Below are 16,580 nucleotides of genomic sequence, written 5' to 3'. Positions count from 1 at the left end.
GCGCTAGTCGAGGATCGACAGGTCCTGCTTCGCCTTCGGTACCGACACCGTCCCCTTGTCGTCCGGCAGCGTCTGCACCGTGAACATCGAGACGCCGTCCTCCGGCACCACGAGCGTGCGCGCCGCGTGGACCGGGCCGCCCGACTCCCGTTCGACCGTCAGCGCGTAGGAGCCCTTCAGCCCTTCGGGCAGCGGCGGGGCGACGGCTTGGGTCGTGCCGGCCTTGATGTCGTACGTCTTCACGACCGGCTCACCGCCGCCCGTCCCCTCCGAGGCGGTCACCTTGACCTTCGCCGCAGCGCCCGGCGCCGTCAGGGACAGCGTGGAGCCCTTGGCGCGGTTGTCGGCGACCGTCGCGCGCGCGGCGATGGGCCCGGTTGCCGGGATGAAGGCGATCTCCTGCTTGTCGCCCTTGCCGCGTACGACGCGCAGCGCGGCGACCACCGGGCTCGCCTGGCCCTGCGACTGGCTGAGAATCACCGATCCCGCCTCGCCCTTGGTGACGTCGGCGAGATCGACGGACGCGGTCATTCCGGACTTCACGGTCAGGCTCTCGTGACCGGCCGGGATGATCGTGCCGCCGGGGCCCGCGAGCTGCACCTTCAGGTCGGCGTCCTGCTGCCCCGGCGCGAAGGCCACCAGCCGTACGTCGGTGGCGTCCGCCGGGATGCCCGGCAGCACCACCTTGGCCGCCGGGTCGCCCGAGGCGGGCAGCCAGTCGCTGCCGGCCTTCTCGTCGGCGGCGCGCACCACGGCGCCCACCCGGCCGGTGCGGGTGGTGACATGGACGGTCACGTCGGCGACCGCCTCGGTGGTCAGGGTGGAGAGCAGTACGGGGACGCTGGAGTGCGCCGGGACCGGGATGCCCTCGCCGACCTCGGACTTGAGGGCGCCGGTCTTGCCGTACATCTGGATGTCGACGACGGCGGCCGTGTCGTCGGGGTTGGTGAGGTGGACGTAGTCCTGCCGCGCGTCCTCGGTGCTGGCGCCGGGGAACCAGAAGTCGGTGTCGGGCGGCGTGCAGGTCACGCCGAGCAGCCCGCGCGCACCGCCCACGTTGACCGTGGTGGTCTGCTGGGTGGTCCAGCCGGGGGCGAGCCGGCCGGTCGCCGTGCCGACGAGGGCCGGTGCCTGCGCGCCGCTCGCCTTGGCCGAAACCGGCTTGCCGGGCTCCTTGAGCACGACCACGGGCTTCTTCGCGGCCGGCGCCTTGGGCGGTGTCGGGGACTTCGGCTTGCCCTTGGCGTCCTTGTCCGCGCCGTCGGCGGGGTCCGCGTCCGTCGGCGCGACCGTGGTGGCCGTCAGCTCGGCCGAGCCCGCCGTGTCCGCCGCTGGCGTGGCGCCGTCCGCGCCCTTGGGCGTGACGGACGTGTACGTCGTGTCGGCGACGTCCGAGAGGCTGGGCGCAGGGCAGAGCGCGCTCGTGCGCTCCACGGGCATCCGCGCGGGCGCCAGGGCCACGGCGGGCTTGCCGCCGTCGGCGGGCGCGCTGAGCGAGGCGAATCCGGTGACGGCCGCGAGGGCGACGGCGGCGGCGATGAGGGAGAGGGTGGTCCGGTTCACTGGTTGCTGCTCCCGTCGGGACGGTGCTGGCCGTCGCGCTCGTCGCCGGTGCCGTCGGGACCGGTGGTGCCTTCGGGGTACGGCGGCTGCTGCCCGTAGCCGTACGGGTCGTACTGCGTCTGGTCGTACTGGGCGGCCGGGTCGTACTGCGCGGGGTCGTACGGGGCTGCCGGGTCGTACGGCTGCTGCTGGTACGGCTGCTGGTACTGCTGGTCGCCGTACGCGTCCGGCTGGTACGGCTGCTCGCCCTGGTACGGCTGCTGCTCGTTCTGGTACTGGGTGTAGTCGGCGCCCACATACGCGGCGCTGTCCCACTCCCCGTACGCCTGCTGCTGCGGCACCTGCCCGGTCCCGGCCTGCGCCGGCTGCCCGTACGGGTCGAGATCCGGCGACTCCGGCTGCGCCGGGACGGCCGCCTGCTGTCCGGTGCCGAAGGCGTCGAAGCCGTCATTCGCCGCCGTCCTTACGGGCGCCTCCGCGGCGTCCCCCTCGGTCTCTTCGGCCACTTCCGGGTCGTACTCGGCGCCCTCCGCCTCGGCTGCGGCGCGCAGCCTGCGCGCCCTGCGGCCCTCGCCCGACACCGGCTGCGCCGGGATCTCGACGTCCTCCTCGGGCAGGTCGTCGTCGACCTCGCGGCGGCGGCCCGGCAGGGCCAGCACGAGCAGGACGAGCGCGAGCAGGCCCTGCGCCCAGACCCAGGCGGTGTGGGTGACCGGCTCGTCGTAGGTGAGGTCGAGCCGGCCGCCCTCGGCGGGGAGCGCGAAGCCCTGCGCCCAGCCGTCGACGGTCTTCTTCTCCAGTGCCTTGCCGTCGAGCGTGGCCTGCCAGCCGGGGGCCGCGCTGTCCGCGATCCGCAGGATCCGGCCCGCGTCGCCCGCCGGGATCTTCGTGTGCGCCTCGACGGGGCCAGCGGCGACGGCGAGCGGTTCGCCGCCCGCCTTGTCGCCGACGATGGTCGCCCGGGAGATCTGCCGGTCCACGCGCCACAGCGCGCTGCCGTCGAGCTGGCTCAGCCGGCTGAGCCCCGGCGTCGCGTCGAGCACGCGGCTCGTCTGGCGCGGTGCGCCGTCCCGTACGAGGACGTAGCGGACGGCGAAACCGCTGAGCTGGTCGGTCTGGTCGGCGCCCGAGCCGGCCACGAGATTCGCGACGACCTTGTCGAGCCGCTCGTCGCTGCCCGCCGCGCGGAGCAGTTCCGCGTCGCCGAGGCGGCTGCCCGAGCCGCGTACCAGGCTGTACGAGACCTCGGCGGGCGAGGTGCCGCCGAGGACGAGGGTGCGCGGCTGGTCGCGGGTGACGGACTCCTCGGCGACGAACGCCGGGACCTGCACCGGGTCGCGGCGCTCCAGCGGTCCTGCGGCTCCGGTGATCATCCAGCCGAACGCGGCGATGAGCGGGGCGAGCGCGGCGGCGATGCCGATGAGGCCGGCCACCGGCTGGCGCCAGCCGAAGCTCTGGCTGGCGACGCGTTCGCGCGCACCGTCGGCGCCGACGGCGGCGACCGCGATCAGCGCGATGCCGTAGACCAGGGTGGCGGGGCCCGCCCAGTCCTTGTTGTTGGAGAGCACGGCGAAGATCAGGGCCACGACGGCGACGACCCAGCCGACCCGTACGGCGAACTGCCGCTCACCGCGCAGCAGCGCGGCGAGCGCCGCGAGGACGACGCCGATGAGCAGCGCCCCGCCGACGGCCTTGGGGCCGCCGGGGCTCATGCCGAGCAGGTCGAGCGCGGACGCGGAGCCGGTGCCGAAGTCGAGGCCCGCCTCGCGCAGGAAGTCCGCGGGGCCGGTCAGCAGCGAGAGCGACCAGGGCGCGAGCAGGATCATCGGGGTGGCGAGGGCGGCCAGCACGCGCGGCGCGTAGGCGGTCAGCTCGTCGCGGCGCAGCGCGAGCGCGCCGATGCCGAGGACGAGCGCCAGCGGCCACACGACGGGGGTGAAGGCCATCGCGAAGGTCAGCAGGAAGGCGTACGCCCAGGTGGCGCGCCAAGTGCCCCGGCCCTCGCCGCGCAGCCCGTAAGCGGAGACGGCGGTCCTGGCGATCATCGGCAGCAGGATGGCGAGGACGGCGGTGCCGAGGCGTCCGGTCGCCAGCGCGCCGGTCGCGGCCGGCAGGAACGCGTAGGCGACGGAGGCCCAGGCGCGCAGCATGCGGGAGGTGACGAGCGGCCGTGAGGCGAAGTACGCGGCGACCCCGGCCAGCGGCACGGAGCAGACGAGCAGCAGCGTCAGGGTGAAGCCGGTGGAGCCGAGGAAGATCACGGAGACCGAGGCGAGCACCGCGAGGTAGGGCGGCGCCGTCTGCGTACCGCCCGTACCGACGGCGTGCCAGGCGTCGGCGTAGCGCGACCAGAGGTCGCCGACACCGGGAGGCGCGGGCAGCAGCGCGCCGCCGGCCAGTGACCCGCCGCCGAGCAGTCCACGGCAGGCGACGAGCGAGACGATCAGCAGGATCGCGAAGAGTACGGGGCCCGGCTTCTGCGCGATCTTCTTCAGCCGCGCGAACTGCTCGATCTCCAGGAAGTCGGCGTCGTCCCCGCCGGGTCCCGACTCGACGGCGCCGTGCCTGGAGCCGCCGGACTCCGGTTCGCTGCCCGCGCCGAGACTGCTCGCGACCTGTTCGACGGTGGCTCTGACCGTGGCGCCGGGCGGCGGGAACAGCGGCCGCAGTTCGGCGGCGTCGACGACCCCCTTGCCGCGCCGGCGGCGGCCGCTGAGGATCCTGCCCGGCCGCAGCAGGGTGCCGAAGAGGCCCATGACCTCGTCGACGGCCTGTCCCGGCACCTTGCCCACGACGTAGGCGACGGTACGCAGCAGGGTGCCGACGGTGAGCCGCAACAGCACCCACGGCAGCACGGCGGAGCGCGCGTTGACGAGCATGGTGTAGACGGCGCCGGCCTTGTCGACGCGGTGCGGGTTGACGACGGAGCGCCCGGCGCAGTCGACGGTACGGCGCTCACGCGCGGCGGCCTCGGCATGCCGCAGGACGGCGTCGGGCGCGACGAGCACCCGGTGTCCGGCGGCGTGCGCGCGCCAGCACAGGTCGACGTCGTCGCGCATCAGGGGCAGTCGGCGGTCGAAGCCGCCCAGTTCCTCCCACACGTCGCGGCGTACGAGCATGCCGGCGCTGGACACGGACAGCACGCTGCGCACCTGGTCGTGCTGGCCCTGGTCCTGTTCGCGCCGGTCGAGACCGGTCCAGCGGCGGCCGCTGTTGGCGATCGAGACGCCGACTTCGAGGAGCTGCTTGCGGTCGTACCAGCCGCGGAGTTTGGCGCCGACGATGGCGGCGTACTCGTCGGCGTCGGCGACGCGCAGCAGTTCGGAAAGGGCTTCGGGGTCGGGCGCGCAGTCGTCGTGGAGGAGCCACAGCCACTGGACCGGTTCGCCGTGCGGCAGTTCGGGCATGTCGTACGCGTCGTCGCGCCAGCTCCGGGTCTCCGGGTCCCAACTGCTCGGCCGCTTGAGATACGGCAGATCGTCGGGGGTGAGCACCCCGGCGGTGCGGACCGCCTCGTCGACGGCCGTGCCGAAGCCCGACCTGCGGGCCAGGTGCAGCACGCGCTCGGCGCCGAGCGACTCGGTGAGGAGCCGGGCCGAGTCGTCGGCGCTGCCGGTGTCGGCGGCCATGACGTTCTGGACGGGGCGTTCCTGACCGAGCAGCCCGGCGAGGGCGTCGGGCAGCCAGCGCGCACCGTCGTGGGAGACGAGTACGGCGGTCACGACGTGCCGCGGGTACTCGGGTACGGTGGCGGGAACGAACGCGGCTGTGGGTACGGACATTGAGGTAGCGGGCCCTCCGGCCGGGGGGTCGCCCCGTAGGGGCGTGGACTGCGTCTCGGACGGGGCCCCACACTAACGGCTGGACCACAACGGTCCGCCGCCTGCGGGGATGGGGCAGGCGGCGGACCGTGCGTTACGTACGGAGTTGTACCGATTGGTGCGGCCGGGCGGGCGTAACGAGATGCCCTGGGTCCGGCGGAACATTCGGGGCGGGGGTCGGGTGGGACGTCGGGCCGGGCCTTGGGCCGGACGTCGCGTCGGGCCTCGGGCCGGGCCTCGGGCCGGGCACCGGATCAGACCTCGCGTCAGGCGGAACCACCCGGTCAGATCGCGGCCTTCTTCAGCCGCCGGCGCTCGCGCTCGGACAGGCCGCCCCAGATGCCGAATCTCTCGTCGTTGGCGAGCGCGTATTCGAGGCACTCGGAGCGGACTTCGCAGGCGAGGCAGACCTTCTTGGCCTCGCGGGTGGAACCGCCCTTCTCGGGAAAGAAGGACTCGGGATCTGTCTGGGCGCACAAGGCGCGCTCCTGCCAGCCGAGTTCCTCGTCCGCGTCCTCGACCAGCAGTTGCTGGAACAGCTCGGTCATGTGCGCCCCTCGTCTGTCTTTGCGTCCCCGTGATGCGGCCGCTGGAGATTTTCGGCCGAACGACACGAGTGAAATTACAAGTGTGTAGCTCCGGGGCAGTCAAGCCGAGTTCTGCTATTGGGCCCGGTATTCACTCTGCGGAACCAAGGCTATGCGGAAAGTGTTCAAATCACCAAAAACCTGACACATGCCACTGGCCTGTCCCGCACGCACGCAGCTCTCTCGGAGAGACGACAAAGACTCCGGTCCTGTTTCACATCCGGCCGGGGAAGCGATCCGGATCACAGCCCGGTCACGGGCGTGCGCCGGTGTTTGCGTGCGCGGTTGCTGCGCCATGTCTCCGCAGCCGACACCGCACAAACCTTTCTCCGACCGCTTTAACCGGATGAGGTGAAACATTGCCGCCAAACCGGTCACCGAGTTGACAGCGCGCGAGGGGTTCGCCACCTTTGACCCCATGCCAGCGACCTCCGCGCACACCGCGACCCACCTCCGTGGATACCGCAGCGTTGCCCCGGTCCGCTGTTGCTGTTGTCCCAGCCGCTGAGGCCCCTCTCACCACCCGGGGCCCGGCTCACTCGGTGATCAGCCTTCTTTCCGCATCTCTGCTTTCCGCACTCCTGCCGAGGAACACCTGTGAACAGCGACAGCGATCTCCAGATCGCCGGCGACATCCTTGAGGTGCCGCACCTTCTGCAGCCCGCACGCGAGCACCCCGCGACCGTGGCCGAATTCGCCGGCCTCGCGCGCACCCTCGCCGCCGACACCGCCCAGTGGGCCCCGCTCGTCGCATACGACGCCACGAGCCGGTGGTACCACCGGCTGCGCACCGGGCCCGGTTACGAGGTCTGGCTGCTCTCCTGGGTGCCGGGCCAGGGCAGCGGCCCGCACGACCACGGGCCTTCGTCCGGCGTACTGACCGTGCTGCGGGGCGAGCTGACGGAGCGTACGAAGCGCGGGAACCTCACGCTGGCGCCGGGGGCGCTGCGGGTCTTCGCGCCCGGATACGTACACGAGGTCGTCAACGACGCGCTGGAGCCCGCCGTGAGCCTGCATGTGTACTTCCCGGGCCTGACGGAGATGCCGATGCACCCGGCCCGCACCGCTCCCGTGAAAGCAACCGCCCCACAACGATCAGCCTGCGGCTGACAGCCCACCCGTCGCCCGACCACCGCCCCTCAACGATCATCCTTCGGCTGACAGACTGTCCCCATGCGCATTGTGGTTCTGGCCGGCGGTATCGGCGGCGCCCGCTTCCTCCGCGGCCTCAAGCAGGCCGCGCCCGACGCGGACGTCACGGTGATCGGCAACACCGGTGACGACATCCATCTGTTCGGGCTGAAGGTCTGTCCCGACCTCGACACGGTGATGTACACCCTCGGCGGTGGCATCAATGAAGAGCAGGGCTGGGGGCGTACGGACGAGACGTTCCAGGTCAAGGGCGAACTCGCGGCGTACGGCGTCGGACCCGACTGGTTCGGCCTCGGCGACCGCGACTTCGCCACCCACATCGTCCGTACGCAGATGCTGACGGCCGGCTATCCGCTGAGCGCCGTCACCGAGGCGCTCTGCACCCGCTGGCAGCCGGGCGTGCGGCTGCTGCCGATGTCCGACGACCGGATCGAGACGCATGTCGCCGTCGATGTGGACGGTGAGCGCAAGGCGGTGCATTTCCAGGAGTACTGGGTGAAGATGCGCGCCTCCGTGCCCGCCCACGCCGTCGTCCCCGTCGGCGCCGACCAGGCGAAGCCGGCGCCGGGTGTGCTGGAGGCCATCGCCGCGGCCGACGTCATCCTCTTCCCGCCGTCCAACCCCGTCGTCAGCATCGGCACGATCCTGGCCGTGCCGGGCATCCGGGAGGGCATCGCCGAGGCGGGCGTCCCCGTCGTGGGCCTCTCCCCCATCGTCGGGGACGCGCCGGTGCGCGGGATGGCCGACAAGGTGCTCGAAGCGATCGGCGTCGAGTCGACGGCCGCCGCCGTCGCCCAGCACTACGGCTCCGGGCTGCTCGACGGCTGGCTCGTCGACACCGTGGACGCCGCCGCCGTGGCCGAGATCGAGGGCGCCGGCATCCGCAGCCGGGCCGTACCGCTGATGATGACCGACGTCGAAGCGACGGCGGCGATGGCGCGCGAGGCGCTGGCGCTCGCCGAGGAGGTACGGGCATGACGTCGTACCGGGTGCGTGCGGTGCCGGGACTGCCGGAGGTACGGCAGGGCGACGACCTCGCGAAACTGATCGCCGCCGCCGAACCGGGGCTCGCCGACGGCGACATCGTGCTCGTCACCTCGAAGATCGTCTCCAAGGCCGAGGGCCGGATCATGGAGGCGACGGACCGCGAGGCGGCCATCGACGCGGAGACGGTACGGGTCGTGGCGCGGCGCGGTCCGCTGCGGATCGTCGAGAACCGGCAGGGCCTGGTGATGGCGGCGGCCGGCGTCGACGCGTCCAACACCCCTGCGGGCACGGTCCTGCTGCTGCCCGAGGACCCGGACGCGTCCGCGCGCGTGATCCGCGACGGGCTGCGCGACGCGCTCGGGGTGAACATCGGGGTGCTCGTCACGGACACCTTCGGCCGGCCGTGGCGCAACGGTCTTACGGACGTGGCGATCGGCGCCGCCGGAGTGCGGGTGCTGGACGACCTGCGCGGCGGCACGGACGCGCACGGCAACCCGCTGAGCGCGACGGTGGTGGCGCTCGCTGACGAACTGGCCGCTGCGGGCGATCTGGTGAAGGGGAAGTCGGCGGGGCTGCCGGTGGCGGTGGTGAGCGGTCTGCCGCAGTTGGTGGCGGACGCCGCCTCGGGGTCGGCCTCGGGTTCGGGTGAGGGCGCGCGGGCGATGGTGCGGGGCGCGGCCGACGACATGTTCCGACTGGGTACATCGGAGGCGGTGCGCGAGGCGGTCACCCAGCGCCGTACCGTCCGCGACTTCACCGACGAGCCGGTCGACCCTGGCGCGGTGCGTCGCGCCGTCGCCGCGGCCGTCACGGCGCCGGCCCCGCACCACACGACGCCCTGGCGCTTCGTCCTGCTGGAGTCCGCCGAGTCGCGGACGCGGCTGCTCGACGCGATGCGCGACGCGTGGATCGCGGACCTGCGGGCCGACGGCAAGTCGGAGAAGTCCGTGGCCAAGCGGGTCAAGCGCGGTGACGTGCTGCGCAGGGCGCCGTACCTGGTCGTGCCGTGCCTGGTGACGGACGGTGCGCACAGCTACGGGCACGAGCGGCGCGACCTGGCGGAGCGCGAGATGTTCGTGGTCGCCATGGGCGCCGGTGTGCAGAACCTGCTGGTGGCTCTCGCGGGTGAGCGGCTCGGTTCGGCGTGGGTGTCGTCGACGATGTTCTGCCGCGATGTCGTACGGGACGTGCTCGGCGTCCCGGCCGGCTGGGACCCGATGGGCGCGGTGGCGGTCGGGCACGCGGCGACGGCGGCGGCGGAGCGGCCGGGCCGGGACCCGGAGGACTTCGTCGAGGTCCGCTGAGGTTGGGCCGAGTCTGTGGGGTGTGCCGGGTGCCGGGTGTGCCGGGTGTGCCGGGTGTGCCGGGTGTGCCGGGTGCCGAGTCTGCCGGGTGTGCCGCCCTACAGGTGGGCGATATTCCCGACGGGCATGCGGGGCGCGCGGCGCTTCGGGGTGCGGCCGCTGAGCATGATGAGCCGGGCGGCGCGGTGGCGCTGCCCGGCGTAGGGCGCGAGGAGTTCGAGCATCATCGCGTCGTCGGCGTCGCGGTCGCCGGCGAGTACGTGACCGATGATGCCGGGCAGATGGAGATCGCCGACGGTGACGGCGTCGGGGGCGCCGTTCGAGCGCTGAATCACCTCGGCGGCGGTCCAGGGGCCGATGCCCTGCACCAACTGGAGCCGCGCCATGGCCTGTTCGGGCTCCATCGCGGCGGCCTCCTCCAGCCGGCGGGCGACCCGTACGGCGCGCATGACGGTCGATGAGCGCTTGGCGTCGACGTTGGCCTTGTGCCACTCCCAGGACGGGATGAGCGCCCAGGTCCGGGGGTCGGGCATGACGTACATCCCGACGGCGGGTCCCGGGGCGGGCTCGCCGTACTTGCGCACGAGCGTGCGCCAGGCGCGGTACGCCTCGATGGTGGTGACCTTCTGCTCCAGGATCGACGGAATCAGCGATTCCATGACGAGTCCTGTGCGGCACAGCCGCAGTCCTGGACGGCGGCGCAGGGTGTCGAGGACGACGCGGTGGCGCGGGGTGAAGGCGTCGGGCTCGTCGGCGGCGCCGAGCAGCTCGGGCAACTGCTCCAGCAGCCACTCGGCCCCGGGCCCCCACGCCTCGGCCTCGACACCGCCGTCGCGGACGACGGCCCGCACCCGGAGCGTGCCGGGCCCCCCGGGCGTCCTGACGGCCCGCCACACCGACCCGTCACCCTCGGCCCGAAACGTCGGATCCCCGGGCCCGCGCCGCAACGGCCCAAGCACGAGCCCAAGGTCGTAGGGCCCACAGGGCGGCACCCACACGCGCCGCGCGTCGGGGGCGGTGGGTGTGGTGAGGGCGGTGGGGTGGTTTCGGTGGTTACGCGGACGGGGAGCGAAGCGGCCTGCCACGGGCGGGGTCCTCGGGGGTCGGGGTCACGGAAGAGAGTACGGGTCGGCATGCCGCCCGGGTCCCTCCCCCACCCCGCCCTTTCCCGAAACCGGCCCCGGACCCCGGGGAGCCGGCCCGGGGGCCGGTGGCTTTCCCCTAACCCGCCCCTTCCCGAAACCGGGGCTCCGCCCCGGACCTCAGGGCGCGAGCTGCGCCGCGCCCACGCCGTACCGGCCGACAAGACCGGCCAGGGCCGGTCTGCCACCGGCCCGAGGCTCGGCTTGCCGAAGCCGATCAACGGCCGTCCCGGCCGGGGGCCGGTAGCTTTCCCCCACCCCGCCCTTTCCCGAAACCGGGGCCGCGCCCCGGACCCCGAGGCGCGAGCTTCGCCGCGCCCACGCCGTACCGGGCGGTGACACCGGCCGGGGCCGGTCTGCCACCGGCACGCCGCCGCCGAAGCGGTAGCCGCGTGCGCGAGCTGCGCCGCGCGAGTGGGCGGGCGAGGGTCAGCCAGCTTCGGCGGCTGGTGTCCGGGGGCCGGTGCGTGGGTTGGCGCGGCGAAGCTCGCGCCTGCGGGGTCCGGGGCTGGCCCCGGTTTCGGGAAGGGGCGGGGTGGGGGAAGACAACCCGCCCTGGAACCGCTACTCGTCCGACGAGAAGCGGATCGACGCCGGGGGGAGCTTCGCGTCGCACCACACGCGGGCTCCCTCCCTCAGTTCGTTGTCCGCCCCCACACTCGCTCCGTCGCCGATCACCACCCCCGACAGCACCGTCCGCGCCCCCACGTACGACGCCGCGCCGATCAGGGAGTCCGTGACGACCGCGCCCGGTTCGACGACCGCGTCGGCCAGGATCGTGCTGCCCGTGATGCGGGCGCCCGCGCCGATGTGGGCTCCCTCGCCCACCACCGTGCCGCCCGTCAGCTTCGCGTCCGGGGCCACCGATGCCGTCGGGAGGATCAGCCGGTCGCCGCAGCGGCCAGGGACCGCCGGGGAGGGGGCGCGGCCCAGGACCAGGTCGGCCGAGCCTTGTACGAAGGCCTGCGGGGTGCCCAGGTCCAGCCAGTACGTGGAGTCGACCATGCCTTGCAGATGCGCGCCCGCCGCCAGCAGGTCGGGGAACGTCTCGCGTTCCACCGAGACCGGGCGGCCCGCCGGGATCGTGTCGATCACCGAGCGGCGGAACACGTACGCGCCCGCGTTGATCTGGTCGGTGACGATCTCCTCCGGCGTCTGGGGCTTCTCCAGGAACGCCGTCACCCGGCCCGCCGCGTCCGTCGGCACCAGGCCGAAGGCGCGCGGGTCCTCGACCCGGGTCAGGTGCAGCGAGACGTCGGCGCCCGACGTCGCGTGGGTACGGACCAGCGCACCGATGTCGAGGCCGGTCAGGATGTCGCCGTTGAAGATCAGGACCGGTTCGTCGGGGCCCGACGTCAGCCGGGAGGCGACGTTGCGTATGGCGCCGCCCGTGCCGAGCGGCTCGCGCTCGGTGACGTACTCCAGGCGCAGTCCGAGCGCCGAGCCGTCACCGAAGTACGGTTCGAACACCTCCGCCAGGTACGACGTCGCGAGGACGATGTGCTCGACGCCCGCCGCGCGCGCCCGCGCCAGTTGGTGCGTGAGGAACGGCACGCCCGCCGCCGGCAGCATCGGTTTGGGGGTGCGCACCGTGAGCGGCCGCAGCCGGGTGCCCTTGCCGCCGACCAGGAGGATCGCTTCTGTCACGTGTCGTCTCTCTGCTTCCTGCCGGGGCCGGGGCCAGGGCCGGACCGGACCGGGGCCAGGGCGGCGCCTGTGCGCATCCGCCGTCACATATCCGTACAGCCGTACATTCGCACAGTCAGCGACCCTGGTCGGTCGCCGCCAGCTTCCTGATCTCGCCGAGCTTGTCGTAGAGCGGGGTCCCCGGGCATTCGGTGATGAACCCGTCCCGGTGGCCCGAGACGGTGTTGAGGCTGACCTGCTTCCCCTTCGCGTACTTGCCGCCGCCCTGGGAAGTGACGGTCACCTCGCCCTCCGGGTTGCCTCCGTACAGGCCGAGCTTCCACGCGGTGAGTTTGGCCAGCGCGGTCGTGACCGCCGCGGGCGGCGCCGCCGTGTCGTACGAGCCGAGGACCGCGATGCCCGTGCTGTCGGTGTTGAAGCCGAGCGTGTGCGCGCCCATCACCGCCTTGGCCACCCCGCCCGACCGGCCCTCGTAGATGGTGCCGCACTTGTCGACGGCGAAGTTGTAGCCGATGTCCCGCCACCCGCTGCTCTTCACGTGGTAGCGGTAGATGCTGCGCAGCACCGTCGGCGCCTCTTCGCAGGTGTAGTTGTCGCCGGTCGCGCTGTGGTGCACGAAGGCCACCTTCACCGGGCCCGTGTAGCCCGCGCCCTTCTCGCGCAGCGTCTCGTCGGCGCCCCATCCCTTGCGCGTGACGATGCGCGGCCTCGGGCCGAGGTACGGCCTGACGACATCGGACGGCGCGTCACCCGACACCTTCGCGTCCGCCTCCGTCTGCGCCTTGGTCAGCGCGGGCAGTTCGGTCACGCCGGGCCCCGCGTTCTCCTCGGGGGCCGGCTCCTTGCCCGGGTCGACGAGTTCCAGCCGCAGCCCCTGCGGCAGCACCGTGTGCGCGCCGATCGTGCCGTCGGGGCCCTCCGCGCGCGGCTCCTCCTCTGCCAGTACCCGGATCTGCACGCCGTCCGATGCGCCGACCCAGAGGGGCGCCGTCGAGCCGTGCACGTCGGGTGCGCCGCGCTCCGGTGTGCCGACGTCTGCGCCGTGTTCCTGGTTGTGGGTCTCCAGGTCCTGCCACGCGGACCAGCGGTGCGTCCCGGTCGCCCGGGTGCGGATCTGGACGGTGCCGTTGAGCGGCGCGTCCGCGTCGTCCCACACCACACCCACCAGGGAGAACGGCTTGACGTCGGCGCGGGCGAGCCCCTGCCCGGTGGCGGTGGCGAGGGAACGGGCGCCGCCCAGCGGGCGCAGTGGCAGCGACCGCGTCGAGCCGGGGATCGAGCCGGGGATCGCGGCCCCGGCGGCTTCCGCCGCGGTGGCGGGCGCGGACGCGGCTGCGGCGGAGCCGGGCGTCATCGAGAGGGGCAGGACCAGGGCGGCGGTGCAGGCGACGCCGAGCGGGGTGGCAAGGTAGGCACGCATGTGAATGATCTTGGAGGCGTCCTGCTGTCGCCGCCGCCCGGAAAATTGACGGCCCGTCGGTCCAACCGGTGGAAGCCGTCACCGGTACGGCGGTGGCGCCGCCCGCGCGCGGCGTACCCTTTCCCGGGTGAACGCCAGCGACCGTACCCCCGCCGACCTGCTGCGATCCGCTCTCGCCACGGACCCGGCCCGCCCCTTCGTCACCTTCTACGACGATGCCACCGGCGAACGCGTCGAATTGTCCGCCGTCACGTTGGCCAATTGGGTGTCCAAGACCGCCAATCTGCTGCAAGGCGACCTCGCCGCCGCACCGGGCGACCGGCTCGCGCTGCTGCTGCCCGCGCACTGGCAGAGCGCCGTCTGGCTGCTCGCCTGCTCGTCCGTCGGGGTGGCCGTCGAGATCGGCGGCGATCCGGCCGGCGCCGATCTCGTCGTCACCGGCCCCGACTCGCTGGACGCGGCCCGCGCCTGCCGCGGCGAGCGGGTCGCGCTCGCGCTGCGCCCGCTCGGCGGCCGATTCCCGCAGCCCCCCGAGGGGTTCGTGGACTACGCGGTCGAGGTGCCGTCCCAGGGCGACCGCTTCGCGCCGTTCGCGCCGGTGGACCCGGCCGACGTCGCGCTCGTCGTCTCCGGCAGGGAACTCAGCGCGGCCGGTCTGGTCGAGCAGGCCCGCGCCGACGCCGACGCGCTCGGCCTGACGTCCGGCTCACGACTGCTGTCGGGTCTCTCGTACGACACCTGGGAAGGACTGTCGGCCGGGCTGTTCGCCCCGCTCGCCGCCGGCGCCTCCGTCGTCCTCTGCCGCAACGTCGGCGAACTGGGTGCCGAGGGCCTGGAGAAGCGTGTGGAGAGCGAGCGGGTCACCCATCGCGCGCTGTGACGTGCACCGCAGGGTTTGCCGGTGCGCGGTGGGGCAACACGAAGGTCCGCCCAGGAGATACGTGTGGTCAGCCGCACAACCAAGCGCGGGATTCGACCGTCTACCCCAGCAACCGGCGGCCCAGCGCGCCACCGACGCATTGAAGGATGGACGCAGACGTGAGCGACAGTGCCGGCACGCCCGCCCGGCCGGAGACCCCGGCCGACGTCGAGCCGCAGACGGACGCGCCTGGGGCGGATGACAACGGTGCCATCTCGGACGACGCCCGCCCGAGCAGTGCCGAAGGGGGCGAAGCCGCGTCCGGCGAGACCGCCTCTGACCAGGATGCCTCTGGCGAGGCCGACTCCGGCGAGACCGCCTCTGGTGAGACCGTCTCCGGTGAGACCGCCTCTGGTGAGGACGTGGACACCCCGGCCGCCGAGGCCGACGCCGTGGACAGCGAAGACGGCAAGGCCGTCGCCGACAGCAGCCCGGCTGCGAACGTCGAGGCCGCCGACACGCAGGCCGCCGCCGGTGAGCCCGTACCCGCCGAGGACGCCAAGGCCGCCACCACACCGGCCACCGAAAGCCCCGACGGCGCGGACAGCCCCGACGCCGACACCACCGCCGTAACGCCCGACAGCGCGGACAGCCCCGCCGCTGCGGGCCCGGCCGCTGACGGCAAGGCGGCAGACGCCCCGGCCGGCGCGACCGCGGCTACCGAAGGCCCCGCCGCCGCGAGCCCCGCCGTTGACGGCGACGCCGACAACCTGGCCCTCGCCAAGACCTCGACCACCACCGACGGCCCCGGTGGCCCCGGCGCTCCCGGCGGCGGCCCCACCGACATACCCGCTCCCCCCGCCAACTCCCGCCGCCGCTGGATGCGTTGGGCCGCCCTCGGTACCTCCGTGGTCGTCCTCGCCGCCGCCGGCAGCGGGTGGTGGCTCTACAACAGGCTCGACGGCAACATCACGACCGACACCAAGGCCGCCGCCGAGTTGCAGACGTACGAGAAGGACCGGCCCAAGCCCGTCGCGCTCGACGCCCTGAACATATTGCTCATAGGCTCCGACACCCGCGCCGGCGACAACGGCAAGTACGGCCGCGACGACGGCGGCTCGTCCCGCTCGGACACCACGATCCTGCTGCATCTGGCCGCCGACCGGAAGAGCGCGACCGCCGTCTCGCTGCCCCGTGACCTCATGGTGGACATCCCCGCCTGCGGCAAATCGGACGGCACCCGCAGCCGGGCGCAGTTCGCGCAGTTCAACTGGGCGTACGAGTTCGGCGGCACCGCCTGCACCATCCGGACGGTCGAGAAGCTCACCGGCGTCCGGATAGACCACCAGATGGTCATCGACTTCCACGGTTTCAAGGGCATGGTGGACGCCGTCGGCGGCGTCGAGGTGTGCCTCAAGGACCCGGTCGACGACACGGACGCCCATCTCAAGCTCCCGGCCGGGCAGCAGGTGCTCAACGGCGAGCAGGCGCTCGGCTTCGTACGGGCCAGGCACGGCATCGGTGACGGCAGCGACACCCAGCGCATGGATCGGCAGCAACGTTTCCTCGGGGCCCTTTTCAAGAAGGTGCAGAGCAACGGCGTGCTGCTGAACCCGACCCGGCTCTACCCGGTGCTGGACGCGGCGACGAAGTCGATCACGACCGACCCGGGGCTCGCCAGCCTGAAGGATCTGTACAACCTGGTGCGTTCCATGCGCAGTGTGCCGACGGACCAAGTGCAATTCCTCACAGTCCCCCGGCAGCCCTACTCGCAGGACCATAACCGTGACGAACTCGTCCAGCCCGAGGCGGACAAGCTCTTCAAGCAACTGCGTGACGACCAGCCGGTCTCGGTGACGTCGGGGGACGAGGAGTCGGACGGCCTCTCGGACAGCCCCACGGCCGAGAGGCCCGGCGACAAGGCCTCCGCCAGCGCGGATTCACCGAGCCCGAGCGGAAGCCCGACGGACGGACCGGACGGAAGTCCGAGCGGAAGTCCGTCACCGACCCCCACATTCACCGGCTCGAATGCCGCAGCCGGGATGTGCGAGTAAAGCAATGGCCAAGGGAAGCGTGGCAGTCCATGAGGATTGGGTGG

The 16,580-nt window shown here is 72.9% G+C and carries 11 protein-coding genes; 5 read left to right on the top strand and 6 right to left on the bottom strand.

Features of this window, described 5'->3' with window-relative positions; all coding sequences use genetic code 11:
• Positions 1–3: 3 nt before the first annotated feature.
• The 3 genes from ACZ63I_RS05275 to ACZ63I_RS05265 all read right to left on the bottom strand — a co-directional run bounded on the left by ACZ63I_RS05275 (position 4) and on the right by ACZ63I_RS05265 (position 5,932).
• Positions 4–1,563, bottom strand: a complete 1,560-nt coding sequence (locus tag ACZ63I_RS05275; protein ID WP_469335462.1) for a DUF5719 family protein — start codon at positions 1,561–1,563, stop codon at positions 4–6.
• Positions 1,560–5,345, bottom strand: a complete 3,786-nt coding sequence (locus ACZ63I_RS05270) for a glycosyltransferase (protein ID WP_469335461.1) — start codon at positions 5,343–5,345, stop codon at positions 1,560–1,562. The genes ACZ63I_RS05275 and ACZ63I_RS05270 overlap by 4 nt, the downstream gene beginning before the upstream one ends.
• A gap of 323 nt (positions 5,346–5,668) precedes the next feature.
• Positions 5,669–5,932 carry a WhiB family transcriptional regulator gene (locus ACZ63I_RS05265; protein ID WP_014046372.1) on the bottom strand — a complete coding sequence of 88 codons (264 nt, stop codon included), beginning with the start codon at positions 5,930–5,932 and terminating at the stop codon, positions 5,669–5,671.
• A 636-nt stretch (positions 5,933–6,568) separates the two neighbouring features.
• Between ACZ63I_RS05265 and ACZ63I_RS05260 the strand changes: the two genes are divergently transcribed.
• From ACZ63I_RS05260 to ACZ63I_RS05250, 3 genes are all read left to right on the top strand, one after another.
• The gene (locus tag ACZ63I_RS05260; RefSeq protein ID WP_469335459.1) at positions 6,569–7,081 is read left to right on the top strand and encodes a cysteine dioxygenase; all 513 of its coding nucleotides are present in this window, start codon (positions 6,569–6,571) and stop codon (positions 7,079–7,081) included.
• 63 nt (positions 7,082–7,144) lie between these two features.
• Positions 7,145–8,101 (top strand): 2-phospho-L-lactate transferase, encoded by a 957-nt coding sequence (gene cofD, locus ACZ63I_RS05255; RefSeq protein ID WP_469335457.1) that lies wholly within the window; start codon positions 7,145–7,147, stop codon positions 8,099–8,101.
• Positions 8,098–9,414 carry a coenzyme F420-0:L-glutamate ligase gene (locus tag ACZ63I_RS05250; RefSeq protein WP_469335455.1) on the top strand — a complete coding sequence of 439 codons (1,317 nt, stop codon included), beginning with the start codon at positions 8,098–8,100 and terminating at the stop codon, positions 9,412–9,414. Before cofD ends, ACZ63I_RS05250 begins: the two co-directional genes overlap by 4 nt.
• A 98-nt stretch (positions 9,415–9,512) precedes the next feature.
• Here ACZ63I_RS05250 and ACZ63I_RS05245 read toward each other — a convergent pair whose 3' ends face one another.
• The 3 genes from ACZ63I_RS05245 to ACZ63I_RS05235 all read right to left on the bottom strand — a co-directional run bounded on the left by ACZ63I_RS05245 (position 9,513) and on the right by ACZ63I_RS05235 (position 13,623).
• The gene (locus ACZ63I_RS05245; protein ID WP_469335453.1) at positions 9,513–10,499 is read right to left on the bottom strand and encodes a DNA-3-methyladenine glycosylase family protein; all 987 of its coding nucleotides are present in this window, start codon (positions 10,497–10,499) and stop codon (positions 9,513–9,515) included.
• Positions 10,500–11,120: 621 nt separating this feature from the next.
• Positions 11,121–12,203, bottom strand: a complete 1,083-nt coding sequence (gene manB / locus ACZ63I_RS05240; RefSeq protein ID WP_469335451.1) for a mannose-1-phosphate guanylyltransferase — start codon at positions 12,201–12,203, stop codon at positions 11,121–11,123.
• Positions 12,204–12,318: 115 nt separating this feature from the next.
• A complete protein-coding gene (locus ACZ63I_RS05235; protein ID WP_469335450.1) occupies positions 12,319–13,623 on the bottom strand; it encodes a peptidoglycan recognition protein family protein in 1,305 nt (434 codons plus the stop codon).
• A 127-nt stretch (positions 13,624–13,750) separates the two neighbouring features.
• Here ACZ63I_RS05235 and ACZ63I_RS05230 point away from each other — a divergent pair, with 127 nt between their 5' ends.
• Positions 13,751–14,503, top strand: a complete 753-nt coding sequence (locus ACZ63I_RS05230; protein WP_469335448.1) for a TIGR03089 family protein — start codon at positions 13,751–13,753, stop codon at positions 14,501–14,503.
• Between the two features lie 431 nt (positions 14,504–14,934).
• Positions 14,935–16,536 (top strand): LCP family protein, encoded by a 1,602-nt coding sequence (locus ACZ63I_RS05225; protein ID WP_469335583.1) that lies wholly within the window; start codon positions 14,935–14,937, stop codon positions 16,534–16,536.
• Positions 16,537–16,580 lie beyond the last annotated feature (44 nt).

The organism is Streptomyces sp. NPDC087906, assembly GCF_055584925.1.
The sequence above is the reverse complement of the archived record's forward strand: the minus strand, read 5'-3'. Positions and strand labels throughout refer to the sequence as shown.

Excerpts from the sequence above, each read along its gene's own strand:
- ACZ63I_RS05235 (WP_469335450.1), bottom strand. The coding sequence starts at position 13,623 with ATGCGTGCCTACCTTGCCACCCCGCTCGGCGTCGCCTGCACCGCCGCC.
- ACZ63I_RS05270 (WP_469335461.1), bottom strand. The coding sequence starts at position 5,345 with ATGTCCGTACCCACAGCCGCGTTCGTTCCCGCCACCGTACCCGAGTAC.
- ACZ63I_RS05250 (WP_469335455.1), top strand. The coding sequence starts at position 8,098 with ATGACGTCGTACCGGGTGCGTGCGGTGCCGGGACTGCCGGAGGTACGG.
- ACZ63I_RS05265 (WP_014046372.1), bottom strand. The coding sequence starts at position 5,932 with ATGACCGAGCTGTTCCAGCAACTGCTGGTCGAGGACGCGGACGAGGAA.
- cofD (WP_469335457.1), top strand. The coding sequence starts at position 7,145 with ATGCGCATTGTGGTTCTGGCCGGCGGTATCGGCGGCGCCCGCTTCCTC.